The organism is uncultured Legionella sp. (genome assembly GCF_937871865.1).
Classification (GTDB): Bacteria; Pseudomonadota; Gammaproteobacteria; order Legionellales; family Legionellaceae; genus Legionella.
The window spans coordinates 1-19,716 of record NZ_CALMPD010000046.1 but is presented as its reverse complement, the minus strand read 5'-3'; the positions used below and the strand labels follow the sequence as shown (position 1 = coordinate 19,716).

The window sequence follows — 19,716 nt, the reverse complement described above, 5'->3', positions numbered from 1 at the left end:
TTACTTATCTACTATTTGAGCAATCTCTCAATAAGTTGCGGCAAAAAGGCTACCCAGATTATTGAGAGATTACCCATTTGAGCCGCAATAAAAAATGTACATTAAAAATATGGGATATTTAATGACTCAAACTGTTTATTTAACCAATCAATTTATTAAGTCTATCATTCCACAGTTAAATCCAGAGTGGACTATTATTTCAGGCTGGAATCCAGTAGACGCTGCAACCAAACATCAGGTTACTGCATTAGCAACGACCGTGTGGGATCGTATCGATGCTGATTATTTAGTTCAATTTCCAAACCTTAAAATAATCACCCATCTAGGTATTGGTACAGATAATATTGATAAAGATTATTTAATGGATAATGACATCTTACTTTTGTCGCAACCAAATGCTGGCATCCATGATACCGCAGAGTTGGCTTTGACATTAATGTTAACACTGGCACGCAAGATCATTCCCAACCACAAATACACCAAAGAAAATCAATGGGTTGAAAACAAAACCAAATTTATTGGAAATCATTTACAAGGAAAGCACTTGGGCTTGATTGGCTTCGGTCAGATTGGTGCGACCATTGCCAAGTTCGCACACGCTTTGGACATGAAGATTGCTTATACTGCACGCAACAAAAAAGACAATACATATACTTACTATTCAGATATTAACAGTCTTGCCAATGATAGTGATTTTATAATCATTTGCTGTTCAGCTAATGCTGATTCTCATCATCTAATTGATAAAACAGTTTTAGAACATTTAGGTTGCGATGGATATCTTATAAATGTTGCTCGAGGAAGCATTGTTGATGAAAATGCATTAATTAATGCTTTATCAGAGCGAACTATTGCTGGAGCTGCTCTGGATGTGTACAGTAATGAACCAGAAGTTTCTTTGAAATTAAGAGAACTTGATAATGTGGTTCTATCGCCACACATGGGAAGTTCGACAAAAGAAAACTTAAATAATATGTTCCATTTGCAGGCACAACAATTAAACCACTATTTACAAAATTTACATCGATTACATCCTGTTACTGAACCAGGGTAAAATTAATTTATCAGAAATAAGGGATTATTATGAGCGCCAACTATATTTTGAATACGAATAATCAGGCAAGGGATCGCCTGTCATTACAGCATCACCTCTATGCCCGAAGCAGCATAAAACTAGTAAAAGATGGAGGCGTTTCTACGGGAATGACGGGGCTTGAAATTGGGTGTGGTTCTGGAGAGATGACTATTGAACTTGCTAAACTCGTTGGAGTCCAGGGTAGCCTGCTTGCGATTGATTTAAGTCAAGATCAATTGAATCATGTTCAATACATGACGAGGAATTACAAAAACATCAGATTCAAACAATGGGATGTTAATTATCTTTCAGATCTTGGCGAACAATTTGACTTTATATATTGCCGTATGGTGCTTCATCATGTTAAAGATGCCTATTCAGCTATTTTACAAATGAAAAATTGTCTAAAGCCAGGTGGAATAATAATTTGTGAAGAGCCTTCCATATTTGATTCTACGTTCTGTTCACCTCCCTCAAAGACTTATGAACAATTTACCCAATGGATCAGAACTTGTTTCACTCTTAATCAATGTGACTTTGAGATAGCTCATCGCTTAGAACAAGAATGTGCTTCTGCCAATTTTAAAGTGAAACAACATACCTTATTCCAACCGTTATTAAGAACGGCCAAGGAAAAGCAAATTTATTCAATGGCATTACAGGATGTTACCCCCCAGCTAATACATCTAAATATTGCAACACAAGATGAAATTGATGCGTTATCACAGGATCTGCTCTCTTTGGCCAACTCAGAGAACACAATGACCTGGATAAGGATGCATCAAGTTATTGCTGAGCTACAATCATAGAACCTGATTCGCTGATGCTCCGTGCGTCCGCTTCCAGGATAAGTTAAGAGAGCTCAGACTTGCTTTTGATCTACAAAATGAGTCAGCAATTTTCTAGCCCTATAAATTCTGGAACGGACTGTACCAATAGGACAGTCCAGCTTTTTTGCAATATCATCATACTTATGGCCTTCAAATACATGCAAGCCATAACAAAGCCTCAACTCTTCTGATAATCGCGCTACTGCATTTTCTATTTGTGTATTAAGTTCAAGATTAATTAACTGATGTTCCGGGGAGCTGTAATAGATGGAATATTGTTCTTCAATATAGTGCGCTTCAGAATCGAGCTGCAGTGATTTTGTTCTGTAATAATTTTTAATCGTATTTTGAGTTATTTTATACAACCAGGTAGAAAATCTACTTTCTTCCTTGAAGTAATGTAGATGACGATATACTTTAAGTAGTACTTCTTGTGCCAAATCTTTGGCATTGTTTTGATCGCTAATATAAAAGCAAATAATTTGTTGTACTTTATGATTATAACGTTCGAGCAATCGGTTACATGCTTGCTTATTGCCATTTCTTGCCAATTCAACCAAACATTCGTCAGTACAAGATGCATCGTTATTCATAGTCACCTCTTTAATCCATTATAATCCTCAATTGCTTCGCGCTGAGTGAGCTTGGTATTTATTAATTCATTATGATCTTGATTGTGTCGTTCTCGCGCAGGCGGGAAACCATTGTTCAAGTTACTTCCTTACTTTGTTTGAAGAATAGATTCCCGCCTGCGCGGGAAGGACACAATAAAGACCAGTTTGTTCATTACCATCCCCCCTGTTGATTATGTACAAATATGCCAGGATTTCTCAGTACTTCGCGTACTACGTAGGCATAAGCAATGCGGCAACAGATCAAAACAAGCGCACCTAGTACAATTATATACTATTTGCTCGCAATTAAGAGATGAAGAAGTGCTAATTGATGATCAGGTATTTGATCATTAAATAAAATAAGTATTTTATTTTTTTTAGGCATTGAGCAGTGAATCAGTTGAAATAACGTATTATGAATAACAATCTTAATGTCATTACATATTTCGCTTTCTCCATTATTTGCTATCAAAAACCACTGATTATTACGATAAATGAATTCTGCTACAGCAGAACACGGGTTTTGATGACGATATTCTATCCATAATTGCCATCCCAAAAACAATATCAAAACAATTTTAATCATCATATAGAATGAAGAATAAAACAGAAGTATTAAAGTAAAAAGGTATATCACTGTAAGCAAACGAAAATATACCTTGGATTTACTTGGTTTAAGTATGATTTCTGATGAGAGTAACAATTTTATTTAACTCTTCGTCATGAGGTTTTTCATGCCCCATCAACCAGGCAAATAATTCAGGATCAGTACATTCAAGGAACAAATCAAATGATTTAACTTCCTCAACAGTAAGTTTATCCAGACCGCATTCCAAAAAGCGCTGTAATATGAGATCCAGTTCAAGCATACCGCGTCGGCAATGCCATGATAACCTGGCTTTTTCTTGAGCATCAAGCATTAATTTTCTCTTTTGTATTATTCGTAAAATATCTCAAAATATATGCTTACAGATGATACACTACTCAAAATATAAACGGAAACATTCAATCAATATGAACATACACTCATTAAAAAAACAGATGATAAACACACGAGCTCTAACCATCATAAGTAATGAGCCAGACGAAATATTAGCAAAAACACATAAAAATTATTTATTTGATCTATCTTATCTTGGAGTTATCAACTTAAATGGAGAAAAATCAGTTGATTTCCTCCAAGGGCAACTAACCAGTGACTTGAATCAGGTATCAGATATACAGATGACCCAAGGCGCACAATGCAATCTAAAAGGCCGCATTTTGTCTCTGATGGATGTGATTAACTGGAATGGAATTAAATTAATTCTTCCTGCGGATTTAATAGACGCCACAGTAAGCTCATTAGGCAAAACAGCTCAACTATCCAAAGTTAGCTTACAGCAACCCTCTGAATATCAGGTTTTAGGGTTTTATTTACAAAACCCTAAAGATGTAATACCTGACGCTATATTCCTTCCTCAGGATACGCATGCATTATCCTACACATCCAATTATTGTTATTACCATTTGGGTAAGGGTTTTTATATTATCGTAATCCATGAAGATAAAGTGGCCGAATTTATAAAGCCATTTACAGAGCTGAATCAGTTCAAAGGCTCTTTAGACTGGCATACAATAAGACTGTTACACCGGCAATTTGAGATCTATCCAGAGTCAAGAGGACTGTTTTTGCCTCACCGATTAGGATTACATGAAACTAATTTAATCAGTTTTAATAAAGGATGCTATAAAGGACAGGAAATTATTGCCAGAACTCATTACAGAGCTACAATAAAGCATGAACTTCGAATTTATTCTATTAGCTCAGAGCAAACTATTTATTCTGGCCAGAAATTATTTAGAAGTAATGAAGAAACAGAAGTAGGTGAGTTAATCGATTATTCCTGGATGGGGAGCAATAAATATTTCATTGCAGTGAGCATATTAAAAGAGCCCTTTAATGCTGTTCGCTTAGAAGGCAATACCAGGGATACCACTTTAGAGCCTTTAGAGTTCAAATAAGATTGACGATTAAAATAAGGGGCATTTTCTCGCGCCCCTTATTGATAAATCACTTTTCAGCTCGTTTTGAGGGCAACATACTTTTTAGAACATTATCTTTATCAATAAAATGATGTTTTAATGCCCCTAGAATATGCAAGCAAATAAAAACAACCAAAATCCAGGCAATAATGCCATGAGATTCATTCATGAATTTAGCTAAAGGTTTATTAGGGGATATCCATGGCAATGGCATATTAAATAAGCCAAAATAACTGGGAACATATTCCGAAGCCACAGACATAATCCAACCACTAAGTGGCATCAACAAAAGAAGAATATAAAATCCGTATTGAACAAAGCGTGACAAGACCTTTTCCCATAATTTAATCGATTCAGGCAAAGGTGGTCGCGTATGCACATGTACTATGATAAAACGAAGAATCATCAGGAATAGAATCGTAATGCCTATAGATTTATGCAACATATAAGCCATGCCCTGAAAACGCTCAGGAATATCATCAAGAAAAAATCCCATGAACAGCATTAAAATTACTGCCAAGGCAATAATCCAATGCAACCATTTGGTGCTCGAAGTATAACGTGCATCAACGTTTTTATTCACAACATTCTCTCCTTAGATGTCAAAAAATCCCGCGCACAAGCGCGGGATGTAAGTTTGGATATGAACCTTAATATGAGTAGTGAACGAATTAATACATCTCTTCAGTATTTGCATAAGATTGAAGCGTTGTCTGGGTTAAATCCAACAACTCTCTAATCGCAACGAAGAACATTGTATAATTCAAGGCAGTACTGGATCTTAAATCATTAAGAATAAAGCGCCATCTTTCGATTAAATCAACATGCGCATTGCCCCATGATTCTAAACGATTCCAAAGATCTTTATTCTTCGGCTCAAAACTCATAATACCTGAGGTTAACTGACGTTGTTGCCAATCCAAATCATCTCGTAGTGCTTCTCTCGATAATGATTCCCAATGATTCTCTGTAGTATGAATAATGACCTGTGTTCTAATCCAGGATAAATCAAGAAACTCACCGATACCAAAATAAATTTCTGCAACCTGAGCAATTTTCACCTTTTTCGTATGGGCCAGCTCAATAATGTCCGTTGCAGCAAATAATCCTCGAGTTACGGTGAGTTCATGAGCCAGAGCTGGTGGAACACCATCTTTTATCCATGCTTGATATTGCTCATCATACTGAGCTTTACCTTGCGGGCCAAATACAGAAGGCATCGTTTTTTTGAACTCAACAACTCCTTGGGAATAAAGCTGAATTGCCTGACTCACATCAAGAGATCTCCTCTGAGTACGTAAAAACCATCGGGTAACTCTTCGAGATAATCTGACATACAACATCATCATATCAATTTGCTGTTGTGCATTTATTTTAGTACCCAGCTCTTCAATTTGTCTCCATATGGACTCTAAATCAAGAACAGTACGTGTAATCATATACGCTCTTACAATTGCCGATACTGGGGCCCCAGTTTCATCTTGTAGTCTATATACGTACGTAAAGCCCATTTCATTATTGATGATATTGCTTAATCGTGTAGCAATAATTTCTCTTCTTAATGGGTGATCCTGCATTTGCTTGCTGAATCGTTCTTGCAGCGGTTTAGGGAAAGAGCTAATCAGGATTTGATTCATATAAGCTTCTTCTGGAACATCTGAAGCTAGTATCTGTTCTTTCAAAATGGTTTTGCTATAACACATTAATACAGCAATTCCAGGTCGTCCAAGGCCATGCCCCATTAATTTTCGTTCCAATAACGCTTTATCATCAGGCAAAAACTCTAGATTTCTATCAATTTTTCCAGCTTTTTCTAACTCATTAATGTAACGGCTTTGTAATTCAAGTGATCGTATTGCCTGCGAATTAGATAAACTAATAGCACGAGTTTGTAAGAAATTATCCCTAAGTACTAATTTGGATACTTCATCAGTCATCTCTCCCAAAAGCTCATTTCGTTGTTTAGGAGTTAAATCACCAGCAGCCACAATCGTATTTAGTAAGATCTTGATATTAACTTCTTTATCTGAGCAGTTAACACCACCCGCATTATCAATAAAGTCAGTAAATACCAAACCACCATTGAGGGTATATTCGACTCGAGCAAGCTGTGTTAATCCAAGATTACCGCCCTCGCCTATTACCTTACAGCGTAATTGTTTGGCATTTACCCGAGTTCCATCATTGGCTCTATCTCCAACACTTGCATTGCTTTCCTGGCTGGATTTGATATAAGTACCAATACCACCACTCCAGAGCAGATCCACCTTAGCTTTCAATATGGTTTTAATAAGTTCATTAGGTTCAATACTGGTTTGTTTAATACCTAAAACCTTCTGCATCTCAGCACTGACAGGTATTGATTTCGCACTACGATTAAATACTCCACCACCTTTAGAAATCAGCTTTTTATCATAATCAGTCCAATTGGATCTGGGTAGATTAAATAATCGCTCTCTTTCTTTAAAGCTTATTGCGGCATCTGGATCTGGATCAACAAAGATATGAATATGGTTAAAAGCAGCTACAAGCTTTATATGTTTTGATAACAACATACCATTACCAAATACATCCCCTGCCATATCACCAATGCCAACTACAGTGAAATCATTATTCTGAATATCAATATCCAGTTCATAGAAATGCCGTTTGACAGATTCCCAGGCACCTCTGGCAGTAATCCCCATCTTTTTATGGTCATAGCCGACAGAACCGCCAGATGCAAACGCATCACCTAGCCAAAAACCATATTCAAGAGATATTGAATTGGCAATATCTGAAAAAGTTGCAGTTCCTTTATCCGCAGCAACTACCAGATAAGGATCATCTTCATCATAAAAAACAACATGTTCAGGTTTTACAAGAGTTCCATCTTTATAATTATCAGTAATATCGAGTAACCCTCTGATAAACAGCTTATAGCAACTGATCCCTTCTGCCATAATTTCTTCACGCGAACCGTTTACTGGTAATTGTTTAGGAACAAAACCACCTTTAGCTCCGCTAGGAACAATAACAGAGTTTTTAACTTGTTGTGCTTTCATCAAGCCAAGTATTTCAGTTCTGAAATCTTCTCTTCGATCAGACCAACGTAAGCCTCCACGAGCAACTTTCCCACAACGTAAATGCACGCCTTCAAAACGAGGAGAATAAACAAAAATTTCAAACATTGGGTGTGGTTTTGGTACACCAGGAATGTTTTTACTGTTTAATTTGATTGAAATATAACTTTTCGGATTGCCATTAGAATCTACTTGATAAAAATTGGTTCGTAATGTCGCGCTGATTGCATGCACGTACTGCCTGATAATTTTATCTTCATCAAGATTGCTTACATTGTCCAAATCAGCAAATATTTCATTAACTAAATGATTAAAACGTTCTTCACGATTTGCACTTTCTGTTGGATTACAGCGTATTTCAAATAATTGCACTATTTTTTTGGCAATACCCACATTATGATTCAGGGCCTTTTCCATGTATTCCTGGCTAAATGTAAATCCAATTTGTTTGAAATATCTGGCATAGGTTCGTAAAATAGCTACTTCACGCCAATTCAATCCAGCAGCTAAAACCAGTTGGTTAAAACCATCATTTTCAGCATCACCGAACCATACTCTTGAAAATGCATTCTGAAATAAATCCTTAATTTCATCGATATCAAATTCAAAATCTCTATTGTACTGCATGGCAAAGTCATTGATCCAGGTAACCTTACCATCATCAAATTTCAGAACATATGGTCTCTCACTAATCGCACGCAATCCTAAATTTTCCAATATGGGTAAGACATCCGATAAAGCGATGGTAGTATCATGCTGGTAGACTTTAAGTCTGAAATTATTTTCTGATTCATCTAATGGCTTATAAAAATTAATGCCTAATGGACTTTCAGGAGTAAGCATCTCAATATGCTTGATATCGTATACAGCAGTTCGTGCAGTAAAGGTATCACTATAAGAGATGGGGAACGCATTTTTATAGCGCGCAAACAGCATATTAGCTTGTTCTTCTCCATATGTTTCAGAAAGTAAATGTTGAAGATCATCGGTCCAGGAACGTCCCACTTCAATCAGTTTTCTCTCAATTTCTTTCAAATCATATACAGGACATTCTTTAGGATTCACTTTAACAATAAAGTGAATGCGAGCTAAAACTGATTCTGAAAATAACGTAGAAAAAGTAATTTCTTCTGCATGAAAACTTTCGGCAAGTATTTTCTGCATGGCATGTCTTAGTTCGGTATTGAATCGATCTTTAGGAACGTATACCAGGCAAGAGATAAATCGTCTGTATACATCCATACGAGCAAACAGGCGAATACGTTTTCTATCTTGCATGTAAAAAATACCCATAGCAATTTCCAACAACTCATCTTCTGAACCTTGGATAAGATCGTCCCTGGGTAACGTTTCAAGTATATTTAATAATACTTTTCCTGCATGACTGCGTGGATTTAATTTAGAATTTTCCATGATTAAGGCAACTTTATGTCTTAAAAATGGGATATGTCTTGGGTTAGTATGATAAGCAGCTGAAGTATATAAACCGATAATTCTTCGCTCACCAATGACCTGGCCTTTATTATTAAAACGTTTGATACCAATATAATCGGTATATGCGTCCCTATGAACACTGGCAAGGGTATTCGTTTTTGACATAACTAATATTCGAGGAGATAAAGTGAGCTCTCTCGCTTCGGGGGTCATGGCAGAAATGCTGCGTGTAGTTGATTTATTTGAGGTCTCACGTAACACACCTAAGCCTGTAGTAGGAATGGCCTGTAAAATCGTTTCCTTACCTTTTTGAATCAACTCATAATCACGCACTCCGAGAAATGTAAAATGATGATCTTCAATCCAGTTTAAAAAGGCTTTAGTTTCTTCTAATTCATCATGGTCGACTAATTTTGCCACATGATCCAATTCAGTTATGGCTTCACGCACTTCGGAGCGCATTTTAGCCCAGTCTTCATAAACAGCCCTGTTCTCCTCTAAAACACGTTCAAAACTTTTATGTAGCTCTTCTAATACCAATGGATCTGTCTGTCGATCAATTTCCATGAAGATAGGAGCTTCCTGAATTACTCCTTTCTCTTCAGTAGCTAGCCCATTTTTGCGAGGTAAAATCTCACAAACACGATTATGGCTGTCTCTTTTAACTCGAATACCACCCATATGAATTATAAGATGTGAGGCAAGTCCCATTCGGTTAATAACCATACGTAATGAATCGACAATAAAGGGCATATCGTCACAAATTATTTCGACTACAGTATGGGTTGTTTGCCATCCATGACGTTCAAAATCAGGATTATAAATTCTGATTTTGGTTTCATTTGGTGCTCGCTCAGCGATTAGTGACCAAAAATTCATCACGGCACCATATAAATCATCGATATCCCACTCTCTCAAATCTTCAAGAGCAACGGTACCGTACAACTGTTTGGCAAACTCAGCGCAAAAAACAGTTTGATCGCCAGCCATACAGTGTTTTATCTTCTCAACTACTGCGTCTATAATTACGTCTTTACCTTCTTCAAATTTATAAGACATTAGCTCACCCCGTCAGAATTTCTATGCTCTGCAGCATTAATTATTGTTTGAATTATTGAATATATACCAATGTATCTGATGTTACCCAAGTAGCCAGATCAATAATTTCCATATTATTCATACGTATACAACCATGAGATCCTGGTATACCTAATTGTGTGCTATCAGGAGTTCCATGGATGTAAATATATCGTTCCAGTGTATCAACATTTCCGCCCTTGTTGCGTCCAGGCTCGAGACCATCCAACTGAAATATTCGAGTCAAAATCCAATCTCGTTCAGGAAATTGACTCGCTAAATGCTCGGTGTACAGTTCACCAGTCCATTTTCTGCCAACCAAAACACTGTTAACCTCGTGTTCTAATCCAAGAATAGAATAAATCCGATGCCATCCCCTGGGAGTACATTCGCTATTTTTTGTTTCCCCGACACCTTTTTTTCCTGTAGATACCTGGTAACTAAACACCAGCTGATCATTAGCAAAACAATTCATTTCTTGTTTTGTTGTCGAGATAAATATGATTTTGTTCATTGCTGCCATTTTAAGAATCACTAATCGCAATTGTTTTTGTGTTTACAAATTCTAAAATCCCTTCTCTTGATAATTCCCTGCCATAGCCTGAATGCTTTATCCCACCAAAAGGTAATCTGGGATCTGATGCAACAAAATTGTTTACAAAACATACGCCCGCATCTATTTTATTTGTAGCAATAAACTCACCTTTTTGCAGATCACAGGTAAAAACGGCAGCACCTAAACCATATGCACTCATATTGGCCAAAGAAATTGCATGCTCCTCATTCTCTGCAGTACATACAGAAATTACAGGGCCAAATAATTCTTCATCAAAAGCAGTCATACCAGGTTTTATATCTGTCAAAATTGTTGGAGGATAATAATACCCTTTAAAATCTGGAATTATACCACCAAGCAATAATTTAGCACCTTGTTTAATCGATTTTTCTACTTGTTTATGAAGTGTTTCTCTTAAGTCATGTCGCGCTAGAGGACCCAGCTTTGTATCAGGGTCGAGAGGATTCCCCATTTTATATGCATCAACACATTTTTGTATCTTAGAAATTAGTTCATTTTCAATAAGTTTGGTTACAATAACGCGTTTCGCTGCAATGCACACCTGCCCTGAATTATTTAACCTTGAGGCAACAATACAACGCGCAGCCAAATCGAGATCTGCATCATCAAGAATCACATAGGGATCTGAGCCGCCTAACTCTAAAACTGATTTTTTTAAAAATTTACCAGCCTGTGCTGCCACGACGCTACCTGCCCTCTCACTTCCAGTAAGTGTAACCGCTGAAATATGTTGATGTTCAATAATTTGTGAGGCCCCATCATTATCAACAATAATATGTTGAAAGACACCGGGAGGAAAACCTGCATCAAGGAACAACTGTTCAATTTGATTTCCTGTCCCTGAAGAAATTGGTGCATGCTTTAGTAATGCGCTATTACCTGCCATTACAGTAGGAACTGCAAAACGGAACACCTGCCAGAATGGAAAATTCCACGGCATAATTCCAAAGACTATGCCCAAAGGTTTATAACAAACCTTTGCCGTCTTCATTTCTGTCTGAATTGTTCGAGAAGCCAGATAATGTTCAGCATTCTCTGCGTAGTGTCTACAGACCCAGGAACATTTATCAATTTCAGCTTTTCCGGCAGTTATAGGCTTTCCCATTTCCTGGCTCATTAAATGCGCCAGTTCGTCCTTTTTTAGCTCAAGAACATTAGCCAGTTGCATCATTAATTCTCGTCTTAAATTAAATGCAGTCTCTTTCCAGGATAAAAAAGCAGTATGCCCCTTTTCAATTTTATTATTAATGGATTGTTCATCAAGGCAATCATATGTAGCAATTAGTTCCTCGGTTGAAGGATTAATAGTCTGAATTTTCATTTAATCACCAATTAAAGGTATATTTTAAAGATGCATTTATATAGTCTAGACTAGCTGCACATACTATTTTACTGAAAGTTATCAACTCTCCTTGCACTTTACTTTTGATTGTTGATACTATTTTTATATTCTATGCTGTTTTGCTTGAAAGAACAGTATTATAAATCAAGATGTTAATTTTAATTAATTAACCCTAGGATAATTAATGACGCAAATAAAGCCACCTTTTAACCCATTGCAATATTTAGCAGCATGGGCAGTTCATATATTTACAGCCAGCGGAGCATGTATAGGAGTGTTTACGTTGGCAAAGATATATCAACAAGAATATGTATTCGCTTTATGGCTTATGGCATTAACCGTATTCATCGATGCAGTCGACGGAACGTTTGCTCGCTTATCTCATGTTAAGACAGTATTGCCCAAAATTGACGGAGCCCTGTTGGATAATATTGTTGATTACCTCAATTACGTCATTACCCCATGTTTTTTCTTATTAGTAAAACCAGAGATGCTGCCCCCCGATTACGCGACATGGATTATAGCCGCGATAACCATCACTTCTGCATACCAGTTTTGTCAGGATGATGCCAAAACACCCGATCATTTCTTTAAAGGATTTCCCTGTTATTGGAATATTGCTGTTTTCTATATGTTCATATTTGATACTTCAATGACGTTTAATGCCATTCTGCTTTCTATATTTTGTATACTGATTTTTGTGCCTGTAAAATATGTTTATCCCTCACGTCTGGATTATTTGACTGACTCTAAGTTGCTTAAAATATTAATGCATTGCTGCTCAGTGATTTATGGAATAAGTTCAGCGTGTTTGTTAATTTATTACCCTAATACTAACAATATATGGTTAAGCCTTTCATTAGGCTACATTGCGATGTATTTATTCTTGAGCTTTTATCGAACCTATTATCCAATGATAAAGGCTAAAATTGCAGCAAATAAAGATTAATAATCCTATTTTTTCATTCCAGGATAGACTTTGGCTATTTTATGATTAAAATAGCCGCTAAAGTTTGTTTTTTGAGGAAATTATGAAGCCATTTAACTATTCACATAAAATATTACTCGTATCGATGATACTAATTAATTCAACACATGCAGCTTCAATTTTTCCAAGAGGATGTGAAGTATCGGGTTTTGGATATGACAAAAATTTTTTGATATTAAATGATACCGGTGAGCAATCTTATTATTTAATGCAAAACAGATCTGACGCTAAAATAGAATTAGAACGTCATGAAACAGGTGATGTGTTTATGAGTCCCCCATTGCAAGCAACTATTGAACCAGCCAATTGGGCTGCGTTTGCTTCAGATGTTAAGAATCTTAATTTTAAATGCTATAAGCATGTTGAAGAAAATACTACTGCGATTAATTGTAGTGATGTGCTTGATGTATGCCAATATCCCAGAGTCAGATTTGCATTAAGCAACATGGGAAATTATTGGATATCTGCTAATAAGTCGCAACATAATGTCATCCAGGATTCAGTAGCCAAGGGGATCTATTTAAAATGGTGATTAGTTTTCAAAGGGAACAATGAAACAAGTATATATAATATCTGGAATTATTGGTTCTATTATCCTATTGTATGGGAATGCACAAGTTCATCCTCAGATATATTATATCATTGGTTCACTGTTTTTACTGATCACAGCAGTTCATTTTAAATTATTGTATTTTATTGCACTGGAACTAATATTAGTTGCAGGCCACTCCGCAATATTACTGGGTATTGCCAGCAATGCCCAATTTGCACTACCTATATTGCTTTGCTTTCAACTACTTATCTTTTATTTAATGGTTGGCAAAGAAAATAGTATTTTATTACTAATAGGAGTTATTGGAATAGCACTTCTGTCTCTCGGATTTGCTTACAATGACCAATGGATTTTCTTTTTCGGAAGTTCATTTATCGCCATTTATGCATATTATATGGCCTATAAAGGTTATTATGTTGCGTACATGTGGGCAATACTAAATACTATTTTTTCATTAATTGCTTTATATAAATTATTTTTATAACGAATTGGAATCACTATGAGTAGAACAGAATCAACCATGCTCCCCTTGGGAACTTTGGCACCAAATTTTGAATTAGTAGATGTAATTACTCAAAAAAAAGTTAAATTCAACGTATCGCCTGAGCATACTGCATCCGTTATCATGTTCATTTGTAATCATTGTCCCTATGTGAAACATATCAATTCAGAGCTTACGCGTTTGGCAAATGACTATAGTTCTAAAGGAGTGAGATTTCTTGCCATAAGTTCAAACGATGTTAAGAATTATCCTGATGATTCTCCAGAGAATATGATTCAAAACGCTCATACATTTAACTATCCCTTTCCTTATCTTTATGATGAAACACAAGAGGTTGCCAGTGCTTATAAGGCCGCATGCACCCCAGACTTTTATGTATTTGATAAAGATTTATCCCTGGTCTATCGAGGACAGCTAGATGATTCAAGACCAGGTAATAATATTCCAGTTACTGGAGCTTCAATTCGTCAGGCTTTAGATTGTCTCTTATCAGGAACTCCACTCGATTTAGAGCAAAAACCAAGCCTCGGTTGCAACATAAAATGGAAATGAATACAGATATGTAGCGCAGCGTAATCCAGGTTACTCGCTTTTCGAGTTGTTCGCAAAGCCCGGCAAGTAAAGAGTCGGGCTTTATTGTTTGCTAAATGTTATATATAAAGAGAATAAGGAGACATTACTTTTGTTTCGCTATTAACGCCTTGTTCCACTAATCCTCTTTTCACGGACTGAAATGCTTTAGCTGATTGTGTTTCCGGCAAGGAGAAAAATGTTCCGACATAACCTTTATCAGTTGACGCTTCAATAATTAAGGCTGGTAATACGGTTAATGCAGCAAGAAGTCCCAATAGGCCATTTAAAACAAGCAAAAGCCCTCGTCCTAATAGGTTGCCACGGTGTATTTGAAGAACAGGATCTATAGATTGAACCTGCGCAACAGTCACATCGCTAAAATGTGTTAAAGTAGCAGGATTGGGATTTGCAAAAAAATTTTCGCCTGCATCTTTAATATTCACATACACGATCAAAACTTTTTCAGCAGTTTCTTGATAGAGCTTATTACCATGGCGCCCTTTTTTTGATAATTTGCTGTAAATATCAGCCAATTCGCGAAGTGAGCTATAGAATTGTTGAAACTCGGTCGTTAGATCAACCTTAGGTTTAGTCAGCTTATCTCCTTCATCAAGAACTTTTTCTTCATCATATGAAAATCCAGGGGATTTTGATACCTTTGTATATTGAGAGCACACATCAGTCACATCATTAATTTGTTCTGACGATGCCATATGTATGTATTGAATGGTGCTCAGTACTCCAACATTATTGGTATTACTGCTTGATAATCCCAATTGCTTCTCTTTCGTTGGTGTCGACACGAGCAAACGTTTTGCTTCAAATATTATTGTTACAACACCAAGTAAACTCAGAATTTCCTCTGCCTCAAGACCTTTTCTATTTGTTGACTGAACAAGAGGTCTATGATTCAACTTAGTTACACCATTATCTGGTTTATGAGTAACAATCTGAGCTAATTCCTGTGGATTTGAGGCCGACCTAATAACCTGCCCAGTCAACTCTTCTAAAGTCCCAATTTGTGCAACAGCACTTAATTCCAAATTGTTAAGTTGTAATAGAGCATTAACTTCAATTGGTGAAGTTACAGTCATAACAACACTCGCATCTGCACCCACACCATTTTTATATAAACGATAAAATAATTCTGAAATTGTTCTCTCAGGATTTTTTATCAAATCCAGAACATCGATATGAACGCTACCAACAAGCCCTTTATCATCAAAAAGGATAGATAGATGTGTTTTCTTGCCAGTCATCAAAGCATCTAAATCCTTTTCCATGGCGTTTACAAATTTAGCTAACGTAGCCGATTGTGTTGATGAGGAGCTCATTTTCGATAATTCATTCATTAAAGCAAGTACCACAGCATTTTGATCTGACTTGGTCAAATTACCTAAGGCCAAAGTACCCACATTGCTTCCTGTACCGTTCCCATTTAATAATGAAGTAGTTTTTTTATCTAGAGTTCCCAATAAATCATGTGTCTTTTTTGTACCCAGAAGGCTCAGAAGCATTTCTTCAACGGTCATTTGCGACGTTTTTCTACTTGCTTCTTTTACTAAAATTTGAATTCCTTTTAGCGTATTACGATCTTGTGTATCCATTTGTAGTTTATATTGGTTAACCGATTGTGCTAAATTATTCAGTTCATAAAGTTGCTTTAAACGCTCCTCAGACTCAAGTGAATCAATCGCTTCACGTAGTTGTTTTGAGAGAGCTTTATATTGGGTGATTTTTTCATCAATAGTGCTTGTAGTTGCTTTAAGACACTCTTTGGCTGCTGAACGAACGTGGGGGAATGATGTATCCACAAGAGTTTTTGCTTCAGAGATTTTTTGATTTCGTTGTTCAAGATAAGCTTTATTCTTTTGATCTATCCGAGTCTTTTCTTTAGATGCATCAGCAATTTTTCGATTGATGACACTTCTTGTTTCTGAAGTATACTGCTCTTTCGCTTCCTTTAACAAACGAATTTGTTCCTTATTGAGCGTGTAATATCCAAAATCATTGGATAATTTGGTGTATTCATCTTTTAATTCAATAAGTTTATCAACAGTGGCTATACCCACATTATGTTGAGCGATATTAAGGCGTCCTATTACGCTTATTAATTTATTTAATTTCTCATTAAAGCTTTTTTTATTCATAGTTGGCATGATTATTACACCTATTATTTATTTTGGTGAATTATATGCACATCAGGCCAGTCAGTCACTTTTTTAACGCTAAAAACAAATAATACCCAATATCAGTAAGAAAAAAGCATTTAGTAAAATTAAAGAATGTGGTTTAATAAAATAGATAAATTTATTGGATAGTTAATGTTAAATGAGATGAAAATAGATAAGTTTAGAACTTAATAAAGTGTAAGTTGAGCAAAGAGCATCAACCTACACTTTATAACAAATAATGAATTACTTGGAAGGAACAATTTCAAGTTGTAAACTAGCAACTACGTCGCTGTGTACATGAATTTCAACTACGAAATTACCAATTGAATGTAATGGACCTTCTGGCATAACGATTTCACGCTTGCAGATTTCAATTTCTTTCGCTACCAGCGCATCTTTGATTTCGTTCACTCCAACTGAACCATACAGTTTACCTTCATCACTAGCCATTGCACTAATAACTAAAGTGATATCATTCAGTTTTGCAGCACGTTGTTCTGCTGAAGCTAATGATTGTTGCGCTTTCTTCTCAAGCTCAGCACGTCTTTTTTCAAATAACTCAATACTTTTTGCCGTTGCAAAAACAGCTTTGTTTTGTGGTATTAAGTAATTACGACCGTAGCCAGATTTTACATTAACTTTATCACCCAAATTACCCAGGTTACGTACTTTTTCTAATAAGATTACTTCCATCTTAATAACCCCTTAAGTTGATTCTCTCACCCTTGCCGGGAGATATAATCTAAAATTAAATAAACTATCTAACGCGCCAAATACAATATAGGCAAACAGCACAAAAGATGGTTTTAATAAGATTAATAATAACAATAAAACAACCACTTTAACCTGTCTCTTGCGCGCAAAAACAAAGTAAGCCAAAGAGAAACCTGAAGCCAGAAAATAAGAAAGCACTAGCGGTAACAGAAAAATTGCATGTGGAATCCCAAAATAAGATGCAATTGAAACTGTAGCCAACACCAAAAATGCAAATCTTCCGCCTCGAAACTCAAGGAGCTCCTTTCGGAATCCCTCGGGCATAAATAACTTTGACTGAATTGATCTGGCAAATAACAAGGACATCATTGCAGAAATGATCACACTTAATATTTGCAAACCAAAAAATAATTGAGACAAAACAAAACTACCCATGTCCCCTGTACTAGAGGCAATCAATTGATTATATTCCTGAAATTGAGTCAATATATTTTTAAATTGGTTATATTGATCAATGACAAAATCAGGAGCCATCAATTGAAGTATGGTAAATCCAATAAATGCCTGAATTAAAAATATTCCAGATACTGATTGCCAACTCATGGTTTTACGCAAGGTTAACGCTGCCAGATAACAAGGAATATAAGAAATCAGGGTATTTGTTAATACGCTATCAAGTGGCACGAGCATCATTAACGGTACAGAGTGGACAACGAGTGCAGGTAGCATTACCTCAAAACCTGCTTTTGCTCCTTTCCTTAAAGTAACTAAAGATACTAAAGCTACTGACAGCCAGGAAGCAAATGGCAAGATTGACAAAATAATGGCAACCAAAATCGCCTGCTGTTTGTTTTCCAGCAGAGCTTGACATTGTCTAATTATTAAATTGCCCGCACGCATCATGTTATTATCTATGGCTGTCACAATAAGGCAATAAACCGATAAATCGGGCATGCTTAATTGCTTTTGCTAATTGTCTTTGGAAACGAGTTTGAGTTCCAGTGATTCGGCTGGGAACTATTTTACCAGTTTCAGAAATATAATTTTTTAATAAATTGATGTCTTTATAATCAATTTCATTTCCGCCTTCAGCACTGAAGCGGCACATTTTTTTTCTACGAAAATAAGCTGACATATATTCTCTCCAATTAAGCTGTTCTGGTTTCTTTTTCTTTCTTCATCAACACGGATTCACTTGTAATCGCTTGTTTTTGAACAGTGATCAAGTTTCTTAAAATTGCATCATTAAATTTGAATGCATTTTTAATTTCTTCCAGAGCTTCGAGATTACACTCAACATTTAAAAGAATATAATGAGCTTTATGAACATCATTAATAGGGTAAGCTAATTGACGACGACCTAAGTCTTCTTTACGGTGTATCAAACCAGAGTGCTTGCTTATGATCCCTTCATAACGCTCTACCATTGCAGGTACTTGCTCGCTTTGATCGGGGTGCACAAGAAACATAATTTCGTAATGTCTCATGAATTCTCCTTGTGGATTAAGCCTTCTACATCCTGGAATTAGGAGCAGTAAGGCAAGGTTTTAAAAAAAAGCTGCTAATTGTAACTGCTTTAGCCCATGGTTACAATCAAAACGGTTTAAAATTTAGATAAGCCTTGAATGCCAGCTTTTGTGAACCAAATTTTAATTCGTTATAAATAAGTCGCCGTTGCGAGCGAAGTGGAGCAATCCCGTACTGGATTTTAATGAAGCATCACACTGGACTGCTTCGTTAAACAATATTTGTTCACAGAAACTAACATAATTCAATGCTCCATACGGCTTCATTACCCGACTTGAATAGTTTATGGAAGACGAATTGAATTATCGCGAGATTTCTGGATGCAGTGTTCAAACCAAGGTAATTCGAAATATCCAGACCCACGAACACGCTTACGTACCACAAAAGTCTAAAAGACACTATTGATTTTTAGTCTCTATGCTCCTTTTGGAGACATTTATTCTTTAAATACATGTAGAATGAAATTATTTCTATGATTTTGCTTGAATATATAGTGACAAATATCCCTCACTTGGGTTACCGTCCATATATCAAAATCAATGATATACAGGTAGCCTTAGTTCATAACTACTTATAAAATAACGAGGTTTTTAATGGATATTATTTCTCTTCAATTTGAAGACCCCTTAATAATAACTATTGGTGATAC

18 protein-coding genes are annotated in these 19,716 nt (G+C 36.1%); 7 read left to right on the top strand and 11 right to left on the bottom strand.

The window, feature by feature from the left end:
- The first annotated feature begins 121 nt into the window (after positions 1-121).
- Together Q0495_RS02750 and Q0495_RS02745 are read left to right on the top strand one after the other, a co-directional pair.
- The gene (locus tag Q0495_RS02750; RefSeq protein ID WP_298622778.1) at positions 122-1,054 is read left to right on the top strand and encodes an NAD(P)-dependent oxidoreductase; all 933 of its coding nucleotides are present in this window, start codon (positions 122-124) and stop codon (positions 1,052-1,054) included.
- 29 nt (positions 1,055-1,083) lie between these two features.
- Entirely contained in the window at positions 1,084-1,884 is an 801-nt protein-coding gene (locus tag Q0495_RS02745; protein ID WP_298622777.1) for a bifunctional 2-polyprenyl-6-hydroxyphenol methylase/3-demethylubiquinol 3-O-methyltransferase UbiG, read from the top strand.
- Positions 1,885-1,937: 53 nt separating this feature from the next.
- On the opposite strand, the gene Q0495_RS02740 is transcribed toward Q0495_RS02745, so the two are convergent.
- Both Q0495_RS02740 and Q0495_RS02735 read right to left on the bottom strand, forming a co-directional pair.
- Entirely contained in the window at positions 1,938-2,498 is a 561-nt protein-coding gene (locus tag Q0495_RS02740) for a sigma-70 family RNA polymerase sigma factor (RefSeq protein ID WP_298622775.1), read from the bottom strand.
- 695 nt (positions 2,499-3,193) lie between these two features.
- The gene (locus Q0495_RS02735) at positions 3,194-3,439 is read right to left on the bottom strand and encodes a succinate dehydrogenase assembly factor 2 (protein ID WP_298622774.1); all 246 of its coding nucleotides are present in this window, start codon (positions 3,437-3,439) and stop codon (positions 3,194-3,196) included.
- 94 nt (positions 3,440-3,533) lie between these two features.
- Between Q0495_RS02735 and Q0495_RS02730 the strand changes: the two genes are divergently transcribed.
- Positions 3,534-4,523, top strand: coding sequence for a folate-binding protein YgfZ (locus Q0495_RS02730; protein WP_298622772.1), 990 nt, complete (start codon positions 3,534-3,536; stop codon positions 4,521-4,523).
- Between the two features lie 49 nt (positions 4,524-4,572).
- On the opposite strand, the gene Q0495_RS02725 is transcribed toward Q0495_RS02730, so the two are convergent.
- The 4 genes from Q0495_RS02725 to Q0495_RS02710 all read right to left on the bottom strand — a co-directional run bounded on the left by Q0495_RS02725 (position 4,573) and on the right by Q0495_RS02710 (position 12,015).
- The gene (locus tag Q0495_RS02725; RefSeq protein ID WP_298622770.1) at positions 4,573-5,127 is read right to left on the bottom strand and encodes a cytochrome b; all 555 of its coding nucleotides are present in this window, start codon (positions 5,125-5,127) and stop codon (positions 4,573-4,575) included.
- Between the two features lie 88 nt (positions 5,128-5,215).
- Positions 5,216-10,099 carry an NAD-glutamate dehydrogenase gene (locus Q0495_RS02720; protein ID WP_298622768.1) on the bottom strand — a complete coding sequence of 1,628 codons (4,884 nt, stop codon included), beginning with the start codon at positions 10,097-10,099 and terminating at the stop codon, positions 5,216-5,218.
- Positions 10,100-10,151: 52 nt separating this feature from the next.
- Positions 10,152-10,640, bottom strand: a complete 489-nt coding sequence (locus tag Q0495_RS02715; protein WP_298622767.1) for a L,D-transpeptidase — start codon at positions 10,638-10,640, stop codon at positions 10,152-10,154.
- A 1-nt stretch (position 10,641) separates the two neighbouring features.
- The gene (locus Q0495_RS02710) at positions 10,642-12,015 is read right to left on the bottom strand and encodes an NAD-dependent succinate-semialdehyde dehydrogenase (protein WP_298622766.1); all 1,374 of its coding nucleotides are present in this window, start codon (positions 12,013-12,015) and stop codon (positions 10,642-10,644) included.
- A 205-nt stretch (positions 12,016-12,220) separates the two neighbouring features.
- On the opposite strand from Q0495_RS02710, the gene pcsA reads away from it, so the two are divergent.
- The 4 genes from pcsA (at position 12,221) to Q0495_RS02690 (ending at position 14,631) form a co-directional block, all read left to right on the top strand.
- Positions 12,221-12,985: a phosphatidylcholine synthase gene (pcsA, locus tag Q0495_RS02705; RefSeq protein ID WP_298622764.1), complete on the top strand. Its 765-nt coding sequence runs from the start codon at positions 12,221-12,223 to the stop codon at positions 12,983-12,985.
- 124 nt (positions 12,986-13,109) lie between these two features.
- Positions 13,110-13,556: an enhanced entry protein EnhB gene (locus Q0495_RS02700; RefSeq protein ID WP_367274370.1), complete on the top strand. Its 447-nt coding sequence runs from the start codon at positions 13,110-13,112 to the stop codon at positions 13,554-13,556.
- Between the two features lie 19 nt (positions 13,557-13,575).
- Complete coding sequence (locus Q0495_RS02695; protein WP_298622762.1) at positions 13,576-14,061, top strand: hypothetical protein; 486 nt, start codon at positions 13,576-13,578, stop codon at positions 14,059-14,061.
- A 15-nt stretch (positions 14,062-14,076) separates the two neighbouring features.
- Positions 14,077-14,631: a thioredoxin family protein gene (locus tag Q0495_RS02690; protein ID WP_298622759.1), complete on the top strand. Its 555-nt coding sequence runs from the start codon at positions 14,077-14,079 to the stop codon at positions 14,629-14,631.
- A 98-nt stretch (positions 14,632-14,729) separates the two neighbouring features.
- On the opposite strand, the gene Q0495_RS02685 is transcribed toward Q0495_RS02690, so the two are convergent.
- From Q0495_RS02685 to rpsF, 5 genes are all read right to left on the bottom strand, one after another.
- Positions 14,730-16,811, bottom strand: a complete 2,082-nt coding sequence (locus Q0495_RS02685; protein WP_298622757.1) for a hypothetical protein — start codon at positions 16,809-16,811, stop codon at positions 14,730-14,732.
- Positions 16,812-17,069: 258 nt separating this feature from the next.
- Complete coding sequence (gene rplI / locus Q0495_RS02680; protein ID WP_298622755.1) at positions 17,070-17,519, bottom strand: 50S ribosomal protein L9; 450 nt, start codon at positions 17,517-17,519, stop codon at positions 17,070-17,072.
- Between the two features lie 12 nt (positions 17,520-17,531).
- Entirely contained in the window at positions 17,532-18,494 is a 963-nt protein-coding gene (locus Q0495_RS02675; protein ID WP_298622753.1) for a hypothetical protein, read from the bottom strand.
- Entirely contained in the window at positions 18,448-18,675 is a 228-nt protein-coding gene (gene rpsR, locus Q0495_RS02670) for a 30S ribosomal protein S18 (protein WP_018578206.1), read from the bottom strand. Before rpsR ends, Q0495_RS02675 begins: the two co-directional genes overlap by 47 nt.
- A 13-nt stretch (positions 18,676-18,688) precedes the next feature.
- Positions 18,689-19,027 carry a 30S ribosomal protein S6 gene (gene rpsF, locus Q0495_RS02665; RefSeq protein ID WP_298622745.1) on the bottom strand — a complete coding sequence of 113 codons (339 nt, stop codon included), beginning with the start codon at positions 19,025-19,027 and terminating at the stop codon, positions 18,689-18,691.
- Positions 19,028-19,716 lie beyond the last annotated feature (689 nt).